This is a genomic window from Alteromonas sp. ALT199 (assembly GCF_018619335.1).
GTDB lineage: Bacteria > Pseudomonadota > Gammaproteobacteria > Enterobacterales > Alteromonadaceae > Alteromonas.
Map to the genome: position 1 here is coordinate 21,371 of NZ_JAHHDX010000159.1, position 22,778 is coordinate 44,148.

The window sequence follows — 22,778 nt, forward strand, 5'->3', positions numbered from 1 at the left end:
GGTTATGACAGATTCATTAGAAATTGGCGCTGATAGCGAAGTTATTCTTCACTTTGATTTAAAGCTAGAAGATGGCTCTGCCGCTGATAGCACTCGTGTAAACAATAAACCTGCCAAAATGGTTATGGGCGACGGCAGCCTTACATCTAACTTTGAAGCATGTTTACTAGGGCTAAAGAAAGGCGATAAAAAAGCCTTTACGTTGGCGGCCAATGACGCCTTCGGCGAGCCTAATCCTAACAATATCCATTATATGGATAGAAGCCGTTTTGGGGCTGATTTAAAGATTGAAGAAGGTATGATATTAGCTTTTTCTCAGCCAGACGGCTCAGAAATTCCGGGTATTATTCGTAGTACTGCCGGAGATTCTGTAACGGTGGATTTCAATCACCCGCTAGCAGGGCAGACAGTTATCTTTGACGTTGAAATTATTGATGTCAAACCTGGCGTGTCAGCACAAGGTGGAAACTAGTTATGCAAATTCATTTAGCTAACCCTCGTGGCTTTTGCGCAGGCGTTGACAGAGCTATCACTATCGTTGAGCGAGCGCTTGAAATGTTTGAGCCGCCAATTTATGTACGCCACGAAGTGGTACACAACAAATTTGTGGTAGACGGATTACGCGAGCGTGGCGCGCTATTTGTCGACGAACTTCACGAAGTGCCAAATGATAGTATAGTGATTTTTTCTGCTCATGGTGTGTCGCAAGCAGTAAGAATGGAAGCTGAGAGTCGAGGGCTTAAGGTGTTTGACGCAACGTGCCCTTTAGTCACGAAAGTACATATGGAAGTAACCCGGGCTAGCAAAACAGGTACAGAGTGTATTTTAATCGGTCATGCTGGTCACCCTGAAGTAGAAGGTACTATGGGCCAGTACAGCAATGAAGAAGGCGGAATTTATTTAGTTGAGTCTGAGGCTGACGTGGCAACACTGGAAGTTAAAGATCCAACAAACCTTTATTATTGTAGCCAAACTACGCTATCTGTAGATGATACTGCCGATGTTATCGACGCGCTTCGCGCCAAGTTTCCTAAAATCAATGGCCCAAGAAAAGACGATATTTGTTATGCCACTCAAAATCGTCAAGACGCAGTGCGCGATTTATCGCAAGACTGTCAGGTCTTACTTGTGGTTGGCGCCCAGAATAGTTCTAACTCAAACCGCCTACGTGAACTTGCCGAAAAAATCGGTGCTAAAGCACACTTGATTGCTGATGCCAACTGTATTCAGAAAGAGTGGCTTGATGGCGTTGACCATATTGGTGTTACCGCCGGCGCGTCTGCGCCTGAAGTCTTGGTGCAAGGTGTGGTAAACAAGCTTAAAGCATGGGGCGCGGTCTCAGCCTCTGAACGAGCCGGGCGAGAAGAGAATGTTGAATTTGCCGTACCCAAAGAGTTAAGGGTTAAACAGATCGTTTAATACTGCTTGGGTAGAAATCTTTAATGAAAACACCGCACTATGTTGCGGTGTTTTTTTATGCTTTTGTCTACTGGAAATTCAATGGCTTGCGGATAGATAATAATACCTTAAGTCGAAACGAGATTTAGCTACTCGTAAATTGAAGAAATCGGGCAAGGTATAGAATTCAACTGTACTTTTTTATGCACACGGCGCGATGGTGATTTGGTGTGATGCCTACTGGCTTTGCAACACTGAGCATTTGATGTGTCCTACTGTCGACCTGTGGTTGTTTGCAATTTAACGGGTCTGTCTTGATTACAACATAAGTTTACAACCTAAAAAGGTAGCTAAAAATTATACGTTTTAATAACCAATGATACCCAGTGTAATACATTTTTGTCTTACTATACTAAATTGGTGATAACACCCATTGTTATGTTTGGGGTTTGGCAAAAGTGATGAGAGTTAAAACGGTGGCGATAAACCAAGTGAAAGGATGCACTATCTACACACAGCGCGGTGTGGGTCTTATAGAGATCTTAATCACTCTATTTATTTTAGCGGTAGGTTTGCTAGGGGTTGCTGCATTACAATTTACTGGCTCTTTTGCTAACAAAGATGCTATTAGCCGAACGCAGGCGGAAATGGTAGCTGCGCAAGTAGCAGAGAGATTACGCGCCGCAGCTCGTCCAGCGACTATTGGCGATGGCATGGTGGCAAACAACGACTATTTCGCAGACACAACCTATAATTTTTCAGGTTTAAGTTGCTCAAGCTCCTCTCAACCCTATTATGGCTGCTGTTTAACTAGGCCTGCTGACATCCCTAACTGTGAAGGACAAACGTGTAGCGAGGCTCAAATGGCCAAATACGACGGCTGGGCGCTATCTTGCTCTGCGGTACAAACCAACCCTCAAACCACCGTGTCGGTAACCTGTGATGATAGCAATACCGCCGACACCTACAGCTGTAGTCCTGGTTCCCGTGTTGAAGTTTTGCTTATGTGGCCTGTGTCATCAGCCGGCAACCAACAATACAATCTGAACTCGCGATGCAATAAAGCCGATGGAGACAGCAACGCCTGTGTATTTAAGGACATTACGTTATGATCAGCCGTTATCAGCGCAAGCAGCATGGTTTTTCACTCGTAGAGTTAATGATTACTTTGACTCTTGGCTTGGTTATTTCTGGCGCAGTAATTCAAGTTTTAGTTAGTTCAAGTGTAACCAACAAGCTAAATCAAGCGGTTGCTCAAGTTCAAGAATCAGGGCGATTTATTATGGCTCGATTGTCTGCAGAGTTCTATGAAGTTGGCCGTTATGATCAAATTGTAGCAGATGTTGATACGTCTGTGGATATCGTTGCCGAAGCCGCCTATGTTGAAAATCATCCAATTGCCGTAGCCGGTGATTTCCCTACCAACAACACTTTAGGGAGTGTGCAAACTAACAGCGGTGGCAGCGATAAACTTGTTGTAAGTCTTTTAAATAATGAAGATTGCACCGGCAACCAGCACGGTTATGGAGGCCGCGAGTTTCACGTTGTTAATCACTATTTTGTGAGTGGCAGTGCGCTAAAATGCACAGGTTACGATGGGCGTGTCCTTCGGGGGCTGAAAGCACAATCTGTAGCTCCCAAAACAATTACTCTGCTAGACAACATTGAAAGCTTTCAAGTGCAGTTTGGCGTATCAGACGTGATTACAAGCTCAAATGGTCAAGCTGTGACTTATGTAACAGCCAATGATATTGAAAACCTAAGATCGCTCAATCAACAGGTAGTGTCATTACGCTGGGCTATTATGCTTAAAAGCTATCAAAATGAAGTGAGGCAAACCCAGTCACAAAAATATACGCTTTTAAATGAAGCGTCAAAAACTATGGATACGGCTCACTATTATCAAGTCTTCTCAAAGACACTAGCGCTAAGAAATATGAAAAATTTTGTCAGGAGTTCTCAATGAAACAACAAGGATTAGTCATGGTATTCGCGCTACTTGTTTTGCTTTCCATTACTGTTTTAGGCGTAAGCGCGGTTACCAGCAGTCTCTCGCAATCTAAAATGGCGGTATCTATGCAACAAAGTGGTTTAGCTTTCGATGCTGCTGAAGCGGCAATTGCAGGCGTGTTCTTTGAATCAGAAGATGAAATGCTGCTTACTGATGCAACTAAAACTGACCCACTTTCTGAAGCAAGACAAGGTAATGAATTTGACCCAGAGTTAGATACGATGAGCTGTTTCGACAATGCTCAATGGACCGATAGGTATATGACCGAAGGCGGCTTGACTGTTGGTGAGAGACACGTAATAGATGGTACATATCAAAGCGCTGCATCTTCAAAAAGCTGGTCTCGCACGGCATTTATTCGTGAGCAAGCATGTCGAGGCTCGAGCAACGTTATAGGTGGAAGTAATGTTAACTGCCATGTATTTATTATTAGAGGCTGCGGAAAAGTTGCGGGGAAGTCCACAGTTGTAGCCAATAGCTTAGCTGCATCCGTTTTTGGCCCAGCTTCACAGTAGGTATCACAATGAAAAAAATAACTAATTACCTTGCTTCGATTACGCTATTTAGCTGCATTGGCTTTTCTGCTTTTGGCGATGACCTTGATATATATCTAGGAAATTCTAGCAGTGCGGTTACATATAACCCAAATGTACTCTTTATCATGGACTCATCAGGTAGTATGGGGTCTTACGATAACACCAGCCAAACAAGAATGCTGCGAGTCCAAAACGCGCTCAAAGACGCCCTTCGTTCCGCCACAAATATCAATGCCGGGCTAATGCGCTTCTCCGATTATGGGGGGCCAATTCTTTATCCAATTCGCAATGTTGATGAGTCAGTACGCCCCGAGATTGTTATTTCGACGAACGATGAAGATCACGATGCCCATGAGATAAATGGAAGTGTGACCACTGAAAGTAATGACTTGCTATTAAGTAGTGGCACTCAAACTGTGACTTCGGGTTTGCGTTTTACTGAATTAAATATTCCTCAAGGGGCTACTATTGTCAGTGCGAATATTCGCTTTACTTCAGAAAGGTTTAACGTAGCTGGGACTTCTCTCGTGTTTTCAGCGGAAGCATCCGCATCGAGCACCAAATTTTCCTCGAGCAATAACAATCTCAGTGTACGAACAAAAACAGCAGCAAATGTTGAATGGCTAACCGACAACAGCTTTCCCGCTTCAGGCGAGATCATTACCACGCCAGATATCAGTGAGGTCATACAAGAGGTTGTTGACTTATCTGCATGGTGTGGCGGAAAAAATATAAACATTCTAATTGAGGGCTCAAGTTCGGATACTGCTAGTGGGCGAGAAGTAAGGGCTAGTGATGTAGGGCAAAGCGGTGCGCCACAATTAGTTGTGTCTTACGATGATTCTACAGCGACAGGCTGCGTGCAAGGTGAGGGGATTTATCAGGTTGGTAACTCGAAAGATAACTCTGAGGAAAGTACTAATGGGTACCCCGCTACAGGTAGTGAGCTTACCTTTAGCTCTTCTTACAATGATTACATCGGCGTTCGTTTTAGGAATGTGAATATTCCACAGGGTGCAGAGGTAGCTGAAGCATATTTAGAGTTCACTGCCTATAGCACAAGAACCACCGGGAATCCGAGTATGCGAATACGCGGTGTAGCTAACGATGACGCGTCAGACTTCTATCCAAACCAGCGCTATCGTTTAAGGAATTTGCCAAAAACATCAGGTATTACTTGGTCAATGCCTGATTTTTACAATAATAATACTTATCGAACGCCTGATATAAGCAGTATAGTTAAGCAAATAGTCGACCGTTCAGGCTGGCAGTCAGGCAATGATATGGCATTTGTAATGGACGATTTTGCCTCATACCGAGGTGCGCACACCTACAACTCGCCGTCTAAGGCACCGAAGCTCGTTGTTAAATTTAATGGAGCAGCGACGCCAGGCGCAACAGCATCGGTACGTGAACACTTAATAAGTAAGATTGACGAGTTGAGCGCAAACGGGTTTACTCCCATTGTTGATACGCTGTTAGAAGCTACAAACTACTACGGAGGTCGAAGCGTTGATTACGGCCGTAAACGTGGCGAGAATGGCGTTAGTAGCTCCGTTAGAAAAAGCACTAGGGTAAGTCATCGTAGTTCTTATATAGGCGCAGACTCAATTTTACCGTCAGGGTGTACAGAAGATAATTTATCTGACAGTGATTGTATTACCGAGCAAATTCCAACCCCTGCAACGTACATCTCACCTGTGTCTGACTTACAGTGCCAAACCAACAATCATATTGTATTGCTCTCTGATGGTGAGGCAAACAACAACCATAGTGTTTCTAAAATTCAGACCCTATTAGGTGAAAGCTGTACAGGTAGTGGTGGTGAAAAATGCGGCCTAGATCTAGTAAGAAACATTAGCGATACCTCTACATCAGTAATTGGTCCGAGAGTGATAACGCACACAATAGGTTTCGCGGCGAACAACACGGCCAATAATTTCCTTAATCAACTCGCTTTGCAAAGTGGTGGCGGCTTTTACCAAGCAGACAACAGCACCGAATTGCTCGAAGCTTTCAACACCATTTTACGCTCTGTAAAAGACGTGAATGCAACATTTGTCTCTCCTGGTGTTGCGGTGAACCAGCTAAATCGCCTTACTCACTTAGATGAGCTCTACTTCGCACTATTTAAACCGAGTGAAGGTGCAATATGGCCTGGCAACCTAAAGCGCTACCGGTTAAGTGGAGACGAAATTCTCGATAAGAATAGTCATACTGCGGTGGATAGTGAAACAGGCTTCTTTGCTGAAAATTCGCATAGCTACTGGTCGACACTTGCTGATGGAAGTGAGGTGAGCGAGGGTGGTGCCGCAAGCCGATTGGGAATAAACCGCAATGTTTATGTGTTTGACGGCGTAGGGGCGATTGTGGATGAAGATAACGCCCTTCATGAAGACAACTCATCAATCACTACCGCAGATTTAGCTATTCAAAGTGAAACTGATGCCAGTGATTTGAGAGAAGCGATATTAAAATGGGCACGTGGTGTCGATGTGAAAGACAGTAATGGTGACGGTAGTACAAGTGACTATAGAACCCAAATGGGCGACCCTATTCATTCGCAGCCTATTATCGTTAATTACGGTAATAACGACTCGGCCATATTTGTCGCGACTAACCAAGGCATGCTTCATTCGTTTGATACAGCTACAGGCGAAGAGAACTTTGCCATAATGCCAAAAGAGCTACTACAAAATTTACACCACTTCTATAAAGATACCCCATCGTTAGACCATGAATATGGGCTGGATGGTGATATGGTCCTAAGGACTGTAGATGACAAAAAGTATCTTTATGTAGGCATGCGTAGAGGCGGTAGAAACTATTATGTATTTGATGTCACCGCTAAAGACTCTCCTAAGCTTAAGTTTCAACTGACAGGTGGTGAAGGGGAGCTAAGTAAGCTTGGTCAAACCTGGTCAAGACCTACCATTACCGAAGTAAACATGGGTGGCCAAGTAAAAAATGTAATGATTGTTGGTGGCGGGTACGATGATGCTCAGGATGATCGTTCGTTAAGAGCTAATGATGTAGTTGGCAATGCTATTTACATGTTCGATGCTGATACTGGAAGTTTGTTATGGCATGCAAGTAACGCCGATTCTGACCTTAATTTGACTAATATGACCTACAGTATTCCGGGGCGAATTTCTGTAATTGATAGAGATAACGACGGACAAGCTGACCATATGTATGTTGCTGACACGGGCGGCCAGCTATTTCGCCTAGACATCTACAACGGTAAATCTGGCGCTGATTTTATAAAAGGTGCGCGTATTGCTGATTTCGGTGGTGATACTGAAGAAACCAATCGTCGCTTTTACTATGGTCCGGATGTATCTGAAATCGCATTAGGTGATGAATTGTACTATGCCGTTGCGCTAGGTAGCGGATGGCGAGCATCTCCACTAGATACGGTAGTAGAAGATAATTTCTATATGCTTAAAGATACTGGCGTATTTAATCGGGATGCAAGTGGCAATTTCACTTATATGACGACTGTGACTGAGAGCAAAATGTATAACGCGACCAGTCACGCACTAAATAGTAGTGATGAAAGTGAGCGTGCGCTAGCTGCGGCTGCGTTTGCCAATAAAGATGGATGGTATTTGAACTTAACAACGAATGGTGAAAAAGTACTTTCGTCACCGTTGATCATAGATTACAAGGTGTTTTTTACTACTTATGTTCCTGCTGTTAGTAGTACCAGCGCCTGTGCACCACCTACCGGCAACAGTCGTGCGTATCTCGTCAGTATGTTCAATGGGAATGCTGTGACCGATGTTAACAATGACGGTGATGTAAATGCTGATGACCGCACAACCGACTTGAAGCAAACGGGGATTGCACCTGAAACCAAAATACTCATAGAAGATATTGTTAGCCCTGTTGTATGTTTAGGGACTGAGTGTGTGTCGGCAGTAATAGAAGTCGATGAAGACGGTAATGACGTAGCCTGTGCCAGCGCATTTGAATGTTTGGCTGAAAATATATACGGAAGATTTGAACGTATTCAGCGCGGTAGTTGGCATTCAGAAACAGAAAGGGAATGATAATGAAGGTAAAAATGCACTTGAGGGGCTTTTCACTTATTGAACTTATGATTGTGGTGGCTATTGTTGGAATAATCGCCGCCATTGCCTATCCGTCGTATCAGGGCGTTATTGCTGATGGCTATCGCGGTACAGGTCAGGCAGATTTACTAGGCTTAGCGTCCGCAATGGAGCGTCATCACAGTGGCTCTTTTAGTTACAAAGGTGCTGGGGCTAGTGGCGGCGACACGGGGGCACCTTCAATTTTCTCAACGCACTCTCCGTCTTCTGAACCAGCGGCAAACCGTCGTTATAATTTAACTATTCAATCTGCAAGTGCGACCGATTATGAATTGAGGGCAACCCCTGTAACGGGTTCAGGTCAAGCGGCAGATGGAACCTTGTTTTACTTTAGCGATGGAAGAAAAGGGTGGGACAAAAACAATAATGGCTCTCTTGATTCCAGTGAGTTTTGCTGGTCTTGTTAATATTTAACTAGTGCACCTCATTATTGCACCTTAGCAAAATATAACGCGCTAAGGTGTGATGGTTGGAATACCAAATACGGCTATATCCTCCCAGCGTTGCTCTACGTTATCTTGCGTGAGAGCCAATTTCGCAGTATTTAACAATTGTATTTGTTCGCCTTGTGACTTTAACGTTGCCTGCCAAAGCACCCGTGTTTTAATTTCGCTTGAAAGTAGATAAGTACTAGAGGTCATGAAAATAAAAAGGGCAATGAGTACCTCTATTAACACTCCGCCGTTACATGCAATGCATGGGGGAGAGTTTGAGCTATCATTTTTACGTGCAGTAAAGGGCGTAACTGCCAATACGCTTTTGAATTCTCTTTGTTGCAGCTTTTTAATTGATGTCATACCAGGTTCCTGGAACAGGGATTATTTTTGCCATTTGAGTGCTAGCTTGTAGATTGCTAAGTACTTGCGCTGAAGGCGTCAATAGGCCATAAATTTGCTTTTGTAACTGAGTGTTAGATACAAATGCGCCTTTAATTGAACTTGAATGTGCCAGATGAAGTTCATGAGTAGCACTGGTTGTGGAGAGCATGATGATTAGCCCAAAAAAATGGGTATTCGTACTTAAAGTAAGGTCTCCATCTACCACAATTAACAAGGCAGGCGCTAAACTTGATGTATGTGTTAGGTCACTACCGGCTAAAACGCAGTCACCATTTATCCAATAGACGCTGGCATCTACCAAGTTGTAGCAATGAGAAGCTGTCACACTTTTTGGAAAAAATGCTGCACTTAGCTCGGGCACACTACGATTAAACAACCATTGTGTTAGCTGGTTATCCCATGAAAATAGCTGAGCTGCGGTGGGCAGCCTAAAAAGGGCAGGGTAGCGAAGAAAACTAGCTTTATATTTAATGTTTTCTGCATTGTGAGAAACGCTTACTTCGTAGTGGGTGAGAAGCTGCTGTCCAGCACCCTTTAGGCTTTCTTCATGTACTGTGGTTGATATAAAGGGCTTATTTGATGTGTTTAGTGCCGTTGAAACGCTTTGCGTTCGAAGTGCCGTCGCCACCTCTTTAAGGTGATTTTTTAATATTGAGTGAGAGCTTACTGTATCTTGTCTGACTTTCTGTATGGCATAGTATTGCTGAACATTTTGCGAAGTAGTTATGGTCGTAAAAGTCACCACACTCAGTAGTATGGCGACAATGGCTAGGACCGCCATACCTTGTTGCTTCGCTTTTAAAAAGTAAGGCTTACACTTAAAAATTTGTGTGTATGAGGTAATAGATTTCCATTTTACTTTCTCTTTATCTCTCATTAACCGTCTCCACCACGAACGTTTTATTTGTTACTACATTTGGGTTTATCAGACTCTGTAGGCTTATGTTAATTTCATAAGCCGCGCCCCAGCTATTTTTGTGCAATGCGTTTACAGCAAATTGGGTCACTTCGACAGTATTTGGGTCGGTCAAGTCAAACCATCCACCTTGCGCACAGGTTTTTCCTCCAACTCTATATTCAATTGACTTATCGTGTAGTCGGTACCCAAACAGTTCGTCCTGCGCCGCAGAAATGACGCCGCTGCGGTTTTTATCATAGGAAAACGTAATGCAGCTATTAGGTGTTTCACCAGCTCGGTGTCCAAGAGTCACGTTTTGCAGTGAATAGCTGGTACTAGCAAGAGTTAAAAACGGCGTAAGCGTGCTGCTGTTTTCAATAAATCCTGCTCTGCTTAAATGCCGCGAAATAGTATCTTGTAGTGCTCGGGCGTCTTCTTCTATTGCGGTAGCATGTTGTAGTGACGATAAGCTAACGTGAGACTGTACACTGTAGGTCGTTAGTGCTGCTATCAGTATGCCCGATAAAGTGCAGGCCACCATAAGCTCTGTAATACTATAGCCACCAATTTTATTTGTATTTAAGCCGTTTAAAGTATTTGGAAAGGCTAGCATAGCGTGATACCTGTAATGCGTTGCTCGCTACATAACTTCACGCGACCCAGAGGACTAATGGTGACTTTTGCATCAAAATGATGACTGGACAGCTTAAACGTGGTGGCGCTGCCGAAATTAAGTGTACCGTGTTGATTGAAGGCTACGGTTTTGTCTTTGGCGTTTAATGTTGTTAGCTTTGAGTTCCATTTTGCCGGGATTTCCCAAAACGCGGCGTTATTTACCGCGCAGTTTGGGTATGTTGAACAGGTGCAGTTTTCATCGTCACTGATTATTACGCAACTCGCATGTTCAAATTTTGTGATTAGGTAATAGGGCTTTTTTTGGGTTAGCGCATAAATACGCGCTTGCTTTGCAGAGTTGGCTAATTGCGAAGAGAAATGCTTGAAATCGTTTTGTTCTAGCCACGTTTGAAATGACGGAACCGCGCTTACCGACAATATACTTGTAAGACATATTACGATAAGTAACTCAATGAGCGACATGCCTTTTGCGCGCTTGTACCCATTATCTTTTCTTTTTTTAATTTTTCCCTTGGGAAAAGCCATGCGTAAGTCCAGTAATAGTGCTAGAGCTAAATTGATAGGCTTAATGTACTGAAAAACTTAACAAGAGAAAGCTGTACTATGGAAGGGAATGGCATTGGGTTAGAAAATCGAATTTCTAAGGCTGGATTTACGCTAGTTGAGGCATTAACTGTGCTGGTTATTGTTAGTGTATTAAGTTTAGTTAGTACAACAGCGATAATTTCAAGTTGGCAGTTAAGCCAAGTAAATCAAGTTAAAGCGTACTTGTTATCAATACAGTCAATGCAGTCAAGAAGTTGGTTAGAGTCAGGTGTTTATTTACCGTTAACTGCTCTGCCTCAAGCTAATATCGACAAAGTCAGTATTGTACAAACGATGAGTCAAAGTGGTGAATATGAAGTGGCAGCTACGCTATTGTTTAAAAAGCAAAATGACAGTTGTAGGATTATAAAATTAGTGAAACGTCTTTGGCCCCAAAAGGGTGCTGGTAGTAACGTAAAAATCCCTGCCTATCAACTGCGTATACTAACATCGGCCAGTAAGTGTGAGCTCTAACTACGGCAATTAACTACAGGCTAACGCATCGCCATTTAGGTCTTCTTTCGTTCCATCGCCATTGCTGTCTACAGCCACCGAGATTCTGCCGTACAGCGAGAGTAATAGGGCAGATGCATAATCGGTATCATTATCCTTTGGACACAGCGTAATTGTGGCGGCCTTATCTATACCACCTTGCTCATCAAATACTAAACTCCCTGTTATCCCATAAATAGCGTTTGCTGAATTTAGCGGATCACTTGCAACAATTAGTGTCTCGCTACTATCGCGACTACCATTCCCGTTAGCGTCAACAAACACCATTTTTGCCTTCTTCCAGCTACTTGTGCATGCAGTGTAATTTTCTGTTGGGCATAAGACTACGCTCGCTTGTTCATCGACAGCGGTGAATCTGGCGCGCTGCGCCACTGCACTTAAATTATTTAAATCTGAAGTGATTCTATTTTTGATTAGAATGCTTTGTATACTGGGCGCCACAGTTGTAAGAATAATGGCAAGCACGGCAACGGCAACCAGCATTTCCAGCAGCGTAAGCCCTTTTTGATTAACAAGTGCTTTTGGATATATTTTTAATCTTGTTCTTATCATTGTGAGACTGCTATTTTCCGAATTTTTCTAAATTTTTACTTATGAGTCGCGCCATACAAACCGCTGGTAAAATTGTTGCTCTTAGGGTGTCTAAGCCTCTAGGGCTGCTTTGAGCAAAAAACTTGTTCACCTTCAATTTACTTTTTTATTCTGTCTTCGATGTAACGATACTACGCGATAAATATACATTACTGGCCCATTTTTTAGGGTAAACTAAAATACAGTAGCTAAGGTATGTTTTACCGTGATATCGAATAGTTGACCATACGCCTTACGGTTAACTATTTCACACAATCGGTGCCTACGCTTAAAAACAATAAAATAAAGTTCCTTTGCACTTTCTGTTGTACAGCAAGTGCAAGGTAAATCAAATAGATGCGAGGATACCACTAACATCTGACGTGATATTGTCGTAGAATCGAGTTCCAGGACGCCTCAAAAATACGTGGATATTACAATGCAAAAACAAGCAGTTATTGATGAAATGAAAGTGCTGCCTGAAATTGACGTCGAATATGAAGTTGCACGTCGAGTCTCTTTTATCAAAAAACAGTTGCTTACTTCAGGTTTGAATTCGCTGGTACTGGGTATTAGTGGGGGAATTGATTCATGTACGTTGGGTCGCTTAGCACAGTTAGCAGTGAACGAGCTAAATGACGAACATCATGAAAACTATCAGTTCATTGCGGTTCGCTTGCCTTACGACACCCAAGTTGACGAAGAAGATGCGCAAAAATCTATCGATTTTATTCAGCCCTCCCATTCGCTAGCAGTGAACGTTAAACCAGGCGCAGACGCAATTCACGCCTCTACTTCACAAGCGCTTGCTAATGCCAACCTTCTTCCTGAAAGCCATGCGAAACAAGACTTTGTAAAAGGTAATGTTAAAGCGCGTACCCGTATGGTTATTCAATACGACATTGCGGGAATGGTGGATGGCCTTGTGTTAGGTACAGACCACTCGGCTGAAAATATTACAGGGTTCTATACCAAATACGGCGATGGAGCGTGCGATTTAGCGCCTTTGTTTGGCCTAAGTAAGCGCCAAGTACGTGCAGTCGCAGCCCATTTAGGTGCACCGCATAATGTAATCACCAAAGCGCCAACCGCTGATTTAGAAAGCTTGTCGCCGCAAAAAGCTGACGAGCAAGCGCTAGGCATGTCTTACGACCAAATCGATGACTTTTTGGAAGGCAAGCCTGTTTCTGCAGAAGTGGAAGAGAAATTGCTCTATATTTATGAGCGTACACAGCATAAGCGTGTACCAATTCCAACAATTTACGATGAGTTGTAGTCATGAAAAAAATTGAAGCTATCATTAAACCGTTCAAAATGGACGATGTTAGGGAAGCGCTAGCTGAAGTCGGTATCGCAGGGATGACAGTATCAGAGGTTAAAGGATTCGGTCGCCAAAAAGGCCACACTGAACTTTATCGCGGAGCTGAATATCAAGTAGACTTCCTACCTAAGATCAAAATTGAACTTGTGCTAGACGATGACCGCGTTGAGCAAGCGGTAGAAGCCATTCAGTCCTCTGCTAAAACGGGCAAAATAGGCGATGGTAAAATATTCGTTTATAGTGTTGAAAGCGCTGTGCGTATTCGTACTGGTGAACAAAACGAAGACGCTATTTAAAACCTGATTTTATAGCGCATAAAAAAGGGAGCCGTTGGCTCCCTTTTTCGGTACTTTTTAACCCAAATTTAGTGCTTATCTTCCGAGCACTCACCTGTTTTCGGGTCACAGCAGCTGCTTTCTTCTTGGTGCACATGACCGTGCTCAAGTTCTTCTTTCGTCGCATCACGCACGTCAACAACTGTTACATCAAATGTTAACGGGATACCGGCTAGCGGATGGTTACCATCAACAACAACTTCTTCATCAGTTGTTTCGATGATAATTACCGACTGCTCACCTTGCGGAGTATTCGCGCGGAAGGACATACCCACTTCAACGTCCATACCGTCGAACATTGAACGAGGAACAGTTTGCACTAGCTCATCAACACGTTCGCCGTAGGCTTTTTCAGGGGTTACAGAAACGTTGAAGCTATCTTCTTTAGATTTACCGATAAGTGAATCTTCTAGTCCTTCAATTAAGAAGCGACGACCTAATAATACAACTAGCGGTGCTTTCCCTTCTGAAGAGTCTAGCGTTGTGCCGTCTTCGGTAGATACGGTGTAGTGTAGCGTTACAACGCTGTCAGAAGTAATTGTCATAACAAATCCTATCTTGGCCCTATTGATAAAAAGAAGGGCAATAAATGAATACAGTAAAAACTGCTTATCGACGTTTTTTCACAATATTGCTTGCTTGTTGCTCAATACTGTACGGCAAGCTATTAGGGTAACAGGTAATGGCGTTATTATCAGCCAGTCTGTGTAAATCTTCGGTGGTGGTATCGTTATTTAACACAGCAATAAACCAAGTTTCATTACCGAGCGACGCAACATTCAGTACTTTGCCCGCTATACGCCAATTTTCTCCTAACTGCTTTTCAAGGGTGTCACCAGGTGTGATATCTACTTTTTCTTCAAGCTTAAAGCTGTAGGCAGCACGTTTGTTTTTACCTAAGAAGCGTGTTCTTGCAACCACTTCTTGCCCCATATAGCAGCCTTTATCGAAATCGATGCCGTTGAGCGCGTGTACATTAATCATCTGTGGCACGTACTCGGTCACCGCATCTCCTTGCACTAGAGCGTGTACGCTTTCTATTTGAATGGCGTCAAAAACAACTTGGGAGTAGCAATTTACAGCTTGCGTCTCCGCTAATTTATTTATTTGTTTGCCGCCATTTTCATCTACAAGAACAATAATCCCCTTGCTGGTGGTATCGGCAAAAAACGCAACGCCGTACTCACTTTCAATTTTTTGAAGCGAGACTGTGTCTGAACTATCGCTCTCAAGCAGTCGTTTTAAATCATCACTGGAGAAAAGCTGGCTTAACGTAGTATTCACCTCATCAGCTTTAGCAGCATCTAATGAAATGAAAAAAGCACGGTATAATTGGGTGTCATCAATAATATCGACTTTAGAGAACACCCCGTATTTATTTAGCTGTGCTAATGAGTGGCTGCCCGCATCTTCATTCGTAACCATTAGTAACTTAGTTAAATGACGCGTTACATACCCTGTTGACCAGGTTTTTCCTTTGTTATCGCAATGGGCGAAATGCCGTGCTGTATTTTCGTCAAGCTTGTTAACATTGACCGTAATTTGCCCCTGCAAGTAACTGTCCGCTTGTTCCCCTTCTAGTGAAATAATCATGGTATCTGAAAGTTGAACCATAAACTCACTTGGAAGGCTTTGTAATGATGCGATAGATGTCATATTTACCACGTAGAAAATTCGCTGTATGTACTCAAGGTATGGTAAAACCATCAATATTCAAGGGCAATGCGCACTAATAGGTGAAGATTAAGTTCTATTTAGTTTGTCTATCCGACCAAAAGAGCAGTGATCACCTTGCTTTGGGCATGGTATTATTATCAGCGAATAAAAAACGGTAAAAAAGATATATGTTTGAACCAAAAAGATTAGCCCGATTAAAGTGGGCATGCCGCAGAGGCATGCTAGAGTTAGACGTACTTTTACTTCCTTTTGTGGAAGAAGCCTTTGATTCTCTTAGTTATGAGGAACAGGAAACATTCGAACGCTTGCTCACCAGTGATGATCCCGATCTATTTGCGTGGATTATGGGGCATCAGAAATGTGAAGATCCTGAACTAGCCGCTATGGTTGCGACTATCGTCAATCGTGTCAAAGTATAGAGTTTGCGTTACCCATAATAGGTTTAGAAGATTAATGGGGGACGGGTGTGTTGCTGTCTGTTTTATAGTGGTAATGAGCAACCTCCCTCAATATGTATGGTCTTGGTTGAGCTATCCAACAATGTTAGCGATTGTTGTTGCTGCTTCGGCGCTAGCGATTTGCTGGCGTCTTAATGACGCGTTTAGTAACAAGTTTTCTGTTACTGAATATGCTTTTTCTTTGACGAGCGATGGTATTATTCGTTTTGTTAACAACAGCGGCACCCCTTCAACTAATATGTCGAATCGTAGCCTTTTAGTTGATGCTCTGGCTTACGGCACAGCGATGAAAATTCATCATTCTTCTCAGCTTTTTACATGGGGGCTATGCATTAATGTGCTGCGCCAGAAACGTAAATGGTTTGAAAGAGACAATAGCCATTTAGCTTGGATCTTAAAGGGTGAATGCTGCGAGGCAGACTATCGCCGATTATCTAGAGCCATTATCTTGGCCCGAAAAGCAATGCATTAAAGGAATTAAATAGATGATTCGTGAGTATACCAAAGCGTTGTTCAAACGCGTTGATGCTAGGCAACTTATGCAGTTTAAACCGCCTACGCTGCCTCAACGCATATATACTAAAACGCTTAATATTGACAACATGCATTATGCTGCTTTTTGCCAAGAAGTCGACTGGCCGGCAAGTGAGCACGCTCATCCTCTTTATTTACAAATGCTTTCTTTACCATTGCAAATGCAGTGCTTACTTGACAAACAAAGTCCATTTCCCTTGCTAGGGTTAATTCACGCTGCTAACAAAATATCTGTGTCAGATCATTGTGATTTGAGTGAGCCATTCGAATGTCGTGTGCGCTTTCACGAGGTGAGACCTCATAATCGCGGGTGGGAAGTGGATATCATGTTAGAAGCACTTCAGTCTGGGAACCTAGTTTATAAAGCAATAAGTAGTTACTTGGTGAAAGTGAAGGCTGTTCATGTAGCACCACTTAGCGCGAAAATTGACTTACATGATGATTGTGATTTAGAGGATAGGGCACTAATTGGTGAAATAAGTGCCCTAGCCGATACAGGTCGGCGCTATGCAAAGATGTCGGGTGACTATAACCCTATTCACTTGTCAGCGATCTCTGCCAAAGCCTTTGGATTTAAACAGCCAATAGCACATGGTATGTGGACATTATCACGCGCAGTTTCGGCGTTTGTGAGTCATCAAGAGAATGTCCAAACCTCAGTAGTGAAAGAAGTTAGCTGTCGCTTTAAAAAGCCGGTTTTCTTGCCTAATGATATTCATATTCAACAACACTGTAAAACTGACAACAGTGTATTGTTAGACGTCACCGATAGTAACGATAGCCTTGTGCACTTATCTGCGAGTTTGAGTTTTGAAAAGGTGTAGTCAAAAGAGCGGTTTGTGAAGATTTGTCATTGAAGTCTATTAGGCTGCGAATGCTAGAAAAATAAAAAAGAGAGCATACTGTTATGCTCTCTTTTTTTGTTCTTTATTATTCATTGCAGCAGGTACTTTAGAACACTTTCAACGTAAACTGAGTGTTTACAGAGGGTGTTTCTCTAGTTTACGTGTTTCTATGTTTTTCCCAGAAACTTTAACCTATAGGTTAGTCAGCATCAGTAAAGCTATCTTGTGTAATTAATGAACCTACGTCAGCACCTGATAGCTGTTTTCTTGGAATAAGAATTGTCGGTACGGGGCTATCTACCTGTGCCGGATGATCCAAATTAAAATGTAGCCCTCTGCTTTCTTTTCGCCCCATAGCGCATCGCACAATAAGTTCGGCAACGGTAACAAGATTTCGAAGCTCTAGTAGATTGTTGCTTACACGGAAGTGCGAGTAGTATTCAGTTATCTCTTGCTCTAGCAGTTTAATGCGGCGCATAGCACGCTCAAGACGTTTATCAGTGCGTACAATCCCTACATAATCCCACATAAACAGTCTAAGCTCATGCCAATTATGCTGAATGATTACTTCTTCATCTGAGTTGGAGACTTGGCTTTCATCCCAAGCAGCAATAGATTCTTCACAATCTGCACTTGGTAGGTTTTTAATAATATCTTCTGCTGCAGCACTGGCAAATACCACGCACTCAAGCAAAGAGTTAGAAGCCATACGATTAGCACCGTGTAAACCCGTGTAAGCCACTTCACCGATAGCGTAGACATTATTCAAATCTGTTTTAGCGTTGAAGTCGGTCATTACCCCGCCGCAGCTATAGTGGGCAGCTGGCACTACTGGAATAGGCTCGCGGGTAATATCTATACCAAGAGAACGGCACTTGCGATAAATGTTAGGGAAGTGTTTAACGATAAAATCAGCAGGTTTGTGACTAATATCTAAATACATACAGTCAGCACCCAAACGCTTCATTTCATAGTCAATAGCTCGGGCTACTACGTCACGGGGAGCCAAATCGCCACGCTCGTCAAATTTGTGCATAAAACGGGTGCCATCGGCATGGCAAAGGTTCGCGCCTTCTCCGCGTAGCGCTTCAGTAATTAAAAAATTACGTGCCTGCGGGTGGAATAAGCAGGTTGGGTGGAATTGGTTGAATTCCATATTGGCTACACGGCAACCCGCGCGCCAAGCCATAGCAATTCCGTCGCCGCTCGATACGTCTGGGTTAGATGTATATTGATATACTTTGCTGCCACCACCGGTTGCTAACGCAACGAAAGGTGCGCGAATTACTTCTACGTGTTCTTGTTGTCTGTTCCACACATACGCCCCAACTACGCTGTTCTTCTCTTCTTTTGAAGGAATAAGGTCAATGGCGTTATAGCGCTCAAACACGTGGATATTGGGATGCGTTGACACGGCGTCATTAAGCGTTATTTGAAGTGCTTCGCCTGTGGCGTCAGCGGCATGCAAAATACGCCGGTGGCTGTGTCCACCTTCTCGGGTAAGGTGAAAGCGTTCCTCACCAGATTCACTTTTTTCTGTATCAAAAGGCACGCCGTAGCCGATGAGCCACTCAAGTGATGCTTTTGCTCGTTCTGCAGTAAACCTTACGGCGGACTCTTCGCAAAGCCCTGCGCCTGCTGCTAGTGTGTCTTTAACGTGAGCGTCTATGGAGTCTTGTTCATCAAAAACTGCAGCAATACCACCTTGTGCGTAGCGCGTAGAGCCTTCATTGCGATCACTTTTACTTAGTACAATAACCTGGCAATGGTCGGCAAGCTTAAGTGCTAAGCTTAATCCTGCCGCGCCACTCCCAATAATCAATACATCACAACGATGTTCTATTGCGTTTGATGTGGAAGTTAGTGAAGACGATACAGATTTCATGTATTTTTATATCAATTCAAACGAGCAAAGGTTCGGCAAGTCTAAAGGATGAATCGTAAAACACAATCATTCTTACCCGCTGAGATAAGCATTTTTTAAAAAATTTAATGCTTTTACAGAACTTTTGTAAAAAGAACGCGTCTATACACATGCTTGTTAGAGCTATTGTGTAGTTGAAGTAGGGAGTAATGGCTCGAATGAGCGAGCAGATAACCGACCAACAACTGGTCGAAAAAGTACAGCGTGGCGATAAAAATGCGTTCAATTTGTTGGTAACTCGTTATCAACACAAGGTAATGCATCTCGTTTCTCGCTATGTGAAAAACACCGGTGACGTTGCTGATGTAACGCAAGAAGCGTTCATTAAAGCATACCGCGCTTTACCTAATTTTCGTGGCGACAGTGCATTTTATACTTGGCTTTATCGCATTGCGGTAAACAGTGCCAAGAACTATCTTGTATCTCAAGGTCGCAAGCCACCCGCAAGCGATGTTGATGCTGACGAAGCTGACTTCTACGAAGGTAGTGATGCATTAAAAGAGCAATCTACACCTGAGCGAAGCTTATTATCTGAGGAAATCGAAGAAACGCTATTTAAGGTAGTGGAAAAGCTACCGGATGATTTGCGCATGGCGATTACGCTGCGTGAAATTGAAGGGTTGAGCTATGAGGAAATCGCGAACGTTATGTCGTGTCCCGTTGGTACGGTAAGATCCCGTATTTTTAGGGCTCGTGAGGCGATTGATAAAGTTATTCAACCGTTGTTAGAAAATTAAAAAGAAATAAAATCAAAAAAAGATGAACTTTCTTTTTTCTACGATGACTAACAGCTGTGTTAGGGTAGTTAACGATCACTTTGATCTGGAAATGAATATATGACGCAACAGCAAGAAAAATTGTCCGCATTCATGGATGGTGAGATAGAAGGCAATGACATCATCGATGCTATTAAGCAAGATGAAGCGCTTCAAGCCAAATGGCAACGTTACCACGTGTATCGCGGTGCAATGCGAAAAGAGGCAAGCGTTGCTCCTCAGTTGGACATCACCGCAAGCGTAGCAGCTGCGCTTGAAAACGAGCCAGCTATAGTCGCACCTAAACGCTCGCGTTGGCAGTCGATCCCATTAATTGGCAACGTTGTTCCGTTTGCGAAGCAGTCAGGCCAGTTTGCAGTAGCTGCGTCTGTGGCAGTGGCAGTTATTTTTGGTGTCCAGTACACCAATCAAGAAGCGCCTACCGAGCCATTTATGACAGCGCCGACTATTGCACCTCAGGGTGGGTTGTCTCCAGTTAGTTTGGAGCAAACCCGAACGTTACCTCGTAACGACATGAATGAGATGCTTGAGAAAAAACGTAAAATTAATGCGCTTATTGCGGACCACGAGCAGCAAGTTAAGCTTAAGCAGGCGCAAGAAGACGAAAGCAAGGGTGAAGCTGACGGCCCTGAGCGTCCGTAGTTTGACTCCGCATTAAATCGGTGGTGCATTCGATAGATTTAAATTAGAAACCGGCCAAACGGTAATGATTTTAATCAGCGAATGCGCTGTCATTATGCAAAGCGAATTCAAATAAAACCGTGTTCAAGTGCTTTATATTGCAATTCAAACGCGGTTTCATATTTTAATCATACCAGCATATACTGCTGGTATGTTTGTTTTAAGGGCGGGGAAAAATGCGCTGTAGTTCTATCTTTGCACTTTTTTTCATTACGGGCTCGGCTATTCAGCCGACACATGCCCAATCTGCTTCTTTTGAGCAAGAAGCGAAAAATACAACAATTTCTAGTGCACCTGCTCACACGACCAATGGTGGAAATAGTGAATCACAAGCCAATTTAGTTCCAGACAAAGCGCTTGCTCAGCAGGAAAACTCAAAGCCGGAAGAATCTGAACAAGAATACGATAATCAAAAGCAAGGCAAGCGTGCTCTAGAAGAGCAATTTACGCCTGAACTATCGCAGCCTCAGTCAGCAAACCAGTGGCTTGCAGAGCTTCAAAATATTATTACTAATGCCAATTATCAAGTGTCTTTTGTGCAAACGGTAGCAGGAAAAGAAACCGTTCCTTACCTATGGCGTCACGGAATAATGGAAGATGGCTCTGAGCTTGAACAGTTAAACCTTCAAAATGGGCCAGGCAGAGAGCTTATTCGCGTTAATGATGTGGTAAGTGTGTTTGAACCCGATGTCCAACCTTACAGTTTGCGTTCTAAGCATATCAACGGGCCAATTCCCAATGTTTTAGTTTACCATCCTGAACAACTTGCTGAAGCCTATGAGTTTGTAGCTGTAGGAAGAGCGAGAGTGGCAGGGCGCTCATCTCAGCAAATTCGAATAGTTAGCCGAGATAACACGCGGTTTGGTTATCAGCTATGGCTTGATGAATCGTCTGGAATGCTACTAAAACTAAATATGCTTGATTTACAAGGTGCGCTATTGGAACAAATTCAGGTCACCGCATTCTCAATATCCCCTGAACCTGCCGAGTACTTTTCAAAAATAAACACTGCATCGTTACCAGCACCAATGGCGTTGAGCAACGCGCCTAGCCGTTCGCATAAATGGGATGTCACTTATTTACCCTCTGGAATGCGAGAAATCAAACAAGATACAAGACGGTTGGCCTTAACAGGTCAGGTTGTGGAATATAAACTTTTCTCTGACGGTCTTGTGGATGTATCCGTTTATGTTCAGCCAGCGGAAGATGCGTTAGGTGAACCGCTTGCGCTACGAAATGAAGTCAGTACATTTCTGACACTAACTGACGGGAAAGCTCAGGTAACCGTGGTGGGTGAAATTCCTCTACAAACTGCCAACGCTATTGCTACGTCCTTAAGGCCAATTACCAATGCAACCGAATAGTGACGTAAACTCTTGGCTATATAAATTAATCACAACGTATTGTATTCACGATGATAAAAGAAACAGCCACCGTAGTTGCCGTTGACGGTGATACGGTTACAGTAGAAGCGGCAATTAAATCAACCTGTAATGCATGTCAGGCTCAAAGTGATTGTGGCACAGGTGTTATTTCTCGTGCTATTGCCCCTAAAACTCAGCAATTGACGTTGCGTACTCCCGTGCCTGTTCGTGTTGGACAGCAGGTAACAGTTGGTATTCCCGAAGCGGGTATTTTAAGTGCATCGGCATGGTTGTATTTGTTGCCGCTTATAGCGTTTATTGGGGCATATTTAGCGTCAACCTCATTACTTATCAGTTCCGGCTTTACCCATGAATTATGGCCTATGCTTCCCAGTGCTTTAATAACCTTCTTTGTTTATAAGCTTATAGCATACAAACTACACCGTGTAGAGCGCACAAAATACCAACCTGTATTACTAGGTCAACAAAACCACAGTTGAGTGAAACGCTGGAATATAATAAAGAGCTTAAGGCTTAATTACTGGGTTGAAAACTTTACTAAAGCCCGTAGCAAGAAGCCGTGAGAAGCTTTAAATTTCAGATTGGATGGCAAAAGTTAAGTTAGGTTGCCACTTCCGTAGTCTCAGTTTGTTGAGAGTAATTAATTTTCCTCTACGTCAATTCGCTTTTCGCGCCAGAAATGGGTAAAATCCGCACGCGCTGCGTATAACCCTTGAAGCAAGGCAAGCAGCATTTTTTGTT

Annotated in this window: 25 protein-coding genes; 17 read left to right on the forward strand and 8 right to left on the reverse strand. The window is 43.2% G+C overall.

Features of this window, described 5'->3' with window-relative positions; translation table 11 throughout:
• Positions 1 to 4 precede the first annotated feature (4 nt).
• The 7 genes from fkpB (at position 5) to KL866_RS17965 (ending at position 8,467) form a co-directional block, all read left to right on the forward strand.
• Positions 5 to 472: an FKBP-type peptidyl-prolyl cis-trans isomerase gene (gene fkpB, locus KL866_RS17935; RefSeq protein ID WP_025255871.1), complete on the forward strand. Its 468-nt coding sequence runs from the start codon at positions 5 to 7 to the stop codon at positions 470 to 472.
• 2 nt (positions 473 to 474) lie between these two features.
• A complete protein-coding gene (gene ispH / locus KL866_RS17940; RefSeq protein ID WP_025255870.1) occupies positions 475 to 1,419 on the forward strand; it encodes a 4-hydroxy-3-methylbut-2-enyl diphosphate reductase in 945 nt (314 codons plus the stop codon).
• 440 nt (positions 1,420 to 1,859) lie between these two features.
• Entirely contained in the window at positions 1,860 to 2,510 is a 651-nt protein-coding gene (gene pilV / locus KL866_RS17945) for a type IV pilus modification protein PilV (RefSeq protein ID WP_214996290.1), read from the forward strand.
• Positions 2,507 to 3,364, forward strand: a complete 858-nt coding sequence (locus KL866_RS17950; protein ID WP_214996292.1) for a PilW family protein — start codon at positions 2,507 to 2,509, stop codon at positions 3,362 to 3,364. The genes pilV and KL866_RS17950 overlap by 4 nt, the downstream gene beginning before the upstream one ends.
• Complete coding sequence (locus KL866_RS17955) at positions 3,361 to 3,924, forward strand: PilX N-terminal domain-containing pilus assembly protein (protein ID WP_025255867.1); 564 nt, start codon at positions 3,361 to 3,363, stop codon at positions 3,922 to 3,924. The genes KL866_RS17950 and KL866_RS17955 overlap by 4 nt, the downstream gene beginning before the upstream one ends.
• A gap of 8 nt (positions 3,925 to 3,932) precedes the next feature.
• The gene (locus tag KL866_RS17960) at positions 3,933 to 8,000 is read left to right on the forward strand and encodes a PilC/PilY family type IV pilus protein (protein ID WP_214996294.1); all 4,068 of its coding nucleotides are present in this window, start codon (positions 3,933 to 3,935) and stop codon (positions 7,998 to 8,000) included.
• Between the two features lie 2 nt (positions 8,001 to 8,002).
• The gene (locus KL866_RS17965; protein ID WP_214996296.1) at positions 8,003 to 8,467 is read left to right on the forward strand and encodes a type IV pilin protein; all 465 of its coding nucleotides are present in this window, start codon (positions 8,003 to 8,005) and stop codon (positions 8,465 to 8,467) included.
• Positions 8,468 to 8,515: 48 nt separating this feature from the next.
• Here KL866_RS17965 and KL866_RS17970 read toward each other — a convergent pair whose 3' ends face one another.
• From KL866_RS17970 to KL866_RS17985, 4 genes are read right to left on the reverse strand one after another with little or no spacing between them, the layout of a single operon-like run.
• Complete coding sequence (locus tag KL866_RS17970; RefSeq protein WP_251140150.1) at positions 8,516 to 8,857, reverse strand: hypothetical protein; 342 nt, start codon at positions 8,855 to 8,857, stop codon at positions 8,516 to 8,518.
• Entirely contained in the window at positions 8,844 to 9,776 is a 933-nt protein-coding gene (locus KL866_RS17975) for a hypothetical protein (protein ID WP_251140151.1), read from the reverse strand. The genes KL866_RS17970 and KL866_RS17975 overlap by 14 nt, the downstream gene beginning before the upstream one ends.
• Positions 9,766 to 10,410: a potassium:proton antiporter gene (locus KL866_RS17980; protein ID WP_214996298.1), complete on the reverse strand. Its 645-nt coding sequence runs from the start codon at positions 10,408 to 10,410 to the stop codon at positions 9,766 to 9,768. Before KL866_RS17980 ends, KL866_RS17975 begins: the two co-directional genes overlap by 11 nt.
• On the reverse strand, positions 10,404 to 10,958 hold the full coding sequence (locus KL866_RS17985) for a prepilin-type N-terminal cleavage/methylation domain-containing protein (protein WP_025255861.1): 555 nt from the start codon (positions 10,956 to 10,958) through the stop codon (positions 10,404 to 10,406). The genes KL866_RS17980 and KL866_RS17985 overlap by 7 nt, the downstream gene beginning before the upstream one ends.
• A 78-nt stretch (positions 10,959 to 11,036) precedes the next feature.
• On the opposite strand from KL866_RS17985, the gene KL866_RS17990 reads away from it, so the two are divergent.
• Positions 11,037 to 11,492: a type IV pilin protein gene (locus KL866_RS17990; protein WP_251140152.1), complete on the forward strand. Its 456-nt coding sequence runs from the start codon at positions 11,037 to 11,039 to the stop codon at positions 11,490 to 11,492.
• 9 nt (positions 11,493 to 11,501) lie between these two features.
• Here the strand turns inward: KL866_RS17990 and KL866_RS17995 are convergent, their stop codons facing one another.
• On the reverse strand, positions 11,502 to 12,083 hold the full coding sequence (locus KL866_RS17995) for a GspH/FimT family pseudopilin (RefSeq protein WP_214996300.1): 582 nt from the start codon (positions 12,081 to 12,083) through the stop codon (positions 11,502 to 11,504).
• 457 nt (positions 12,084 to 12,540) lie between these two features.
• Between KL866_RS17995 and nadE the strand changes: the two genes are divergently transcribed.
• A complete protein-coding gene (nadE, locus tag KL866_RS18000) occupies positions 12,541 to 13,377 on the forward strand; it encodes an ammonia-dependent NAD(+) synthetase (RefSeq protein WP_214996309.1) in 837 nt (278 codons plus the stop codon).
• A 2-nt stretch (positions 13,378 to 13,379) separates the two neighbouring features.
• Positions 13,380 to 13,718, forward strand: coding sequence for a P-II family nitrogen regulator (locus KL866_RS18005; protein WP_012517511.1), 339 nt, complete (start codon positions 13,380 to 13,382; stop codon positions 13,716 to 13,718).
• Positions 13,719 to 13,786: 68 nt separating this feature from the next.
• On the opposite strand, the gene KL866_RS18010 is transcribed toward KL866_RS18005, so the two are convergent.
• Positions 13,787 to 14,302: a peptidylprolyl isomerase gene (locus KL866_RS18010; protein WP_025255857.1), complete on the reverse strand. Its 516-nt coding sequence runs from the start codon at positions 14,300 to 14,302 to the stop codon at positions 13,787 to 13,789.
• Between the two features lie 64 nt (positions 14,303 to 14,366).
• A complete protein-coding gene (locus KL866_RS18015) occupies positions 14,367 to 15,413 on the reverse strand; it encodes a folate-binding protein YgfZ (RefSeq protein ID WP_025255856.1) in 1,047 nt (348 codons plus the stop codon).
• Positions 15,414 to 15,601: 188 nt separating this feature from the next.
• On the opposite strand from KL866_RS18015, the gene KL866_RS18020 reads away from it, so the two are divergent.
• The 3 genes from KL866_RS18020 to KL866_RS18030 all read left to right on the forward strand — a co-directional run bounded on the left by KL866_RS18020 (position 15,602) and on the right by KL866_RS18030 (position 17,250).
• Positions 15,602 to 15,853 carry a succinate dehydrogenase assembly factor 2 gene (locus KL866_RS18020; protein WP_025255855.1) on the forward strand — a complete coding sequence of 84 codons (252 nt, stop codon included), beginning with the start codon at positions 15,602 to 15,604 and terminating at the stop codon, positions 15,851 to 15,853.
• A gap of 73 nt (positions 15,854 to 15,926) precedes the next feature.
• A complete protein-coding gene (locus KL866_RS18025) occupies positions 15,927 to 16,364 on the forward strand; it encodes a hypothetical protein (RefSeq protein ID WP_251140153.1) in 438 nt (145 codons plus the stop codon).
• 13 nt (positions 16,365 to 16,377) lie between these two features.
• Positions 16,378 to 17,250, forward strand: coding sequence for a MaoC/PaaZ C-terminal domain-containing protein (locus KL866_RS18030; protein ID WP_214996311.1), 873 nt, complete (start codon positions 16,378 to 16,380; stop codon positions 17,248 to 17,250).
• Positions 17,251 to 17,470: 220 nt separating this feature from the next.
• On the opposite strand, the gene nadB is transcribed toward KL866_RS18030, so the two are convergent.
• Complete coding sequence (nadB, locus tag KL866_RS18035; RefSeq protein WP_025255853.1) at positions 17,471 to 19,156, reverse strand: L-aspartate oxidase; 1,686 nt, start codon at positions 19,154 to 19,156, stop codon at positions 17,471 to 17,473.
• Between the two features lie 197 nt (positions 19,157 to 19,353).
• On the opposite strand from nadB, the gene rpoE reads away from it, so the two are divergent.
• The 4 genes from rpoE to KL866_RS18055 all read left to right on the forward strand — a co-directional run bounded on the left by rpoE (position 19,354) and on the right by KL866_RS18055 (position 22,516).
• A complete protein-coding gene (rpoE, locus tag KL866_RS18040) occupies positions 19,354 to 19,932 on the forward strand; it encodes an RNA polymerase sigma factor RpoE (protein ID WP_012518957.1) in 579 nt (192 codons plus the stop codon).
• A 99-nt stretch (positions 19,933 to 20,031) separates the two neighbouring features.
• A complete protein-coding gene (locus KL866_RS18045; protein ID WP_025255852.1) occupies positions 20,032 to 20,613 on the forward strand; it encodes a sigma-E factor negative regulatory protein in 582 nt (193 codons plus the stop codon).
• Positions 20,614 to 20,828: 215 nt separating this feature from the next.
• On the forward strand, positions 20,829 to 22,016 hold the full coding sequence (locus tag KL866_RS18050) for a MucB/RseB C-terminal domain-containing protein (RefSeq protein ID WP_025255851.1): 1,188 nt from the start codon (positions 20,829 to 20,831) through the stop codon (positions 22,014 to 22,016).
• A 50-nt stretch (positions 22,017 to 22,066) separates the two neighbouring features.
• Entirely contained in the window at positions 22,067 to 22,516 is a 450-nt protein-coding gene (locus KL866_RS18055; protein ID WP_025255850.1) for a SoxR reducing system RseC family protein, read from the forward strand.
• The last annotated feature ends 262 nt before the right edge of the window (positions 22,517 to 22,778 follow it).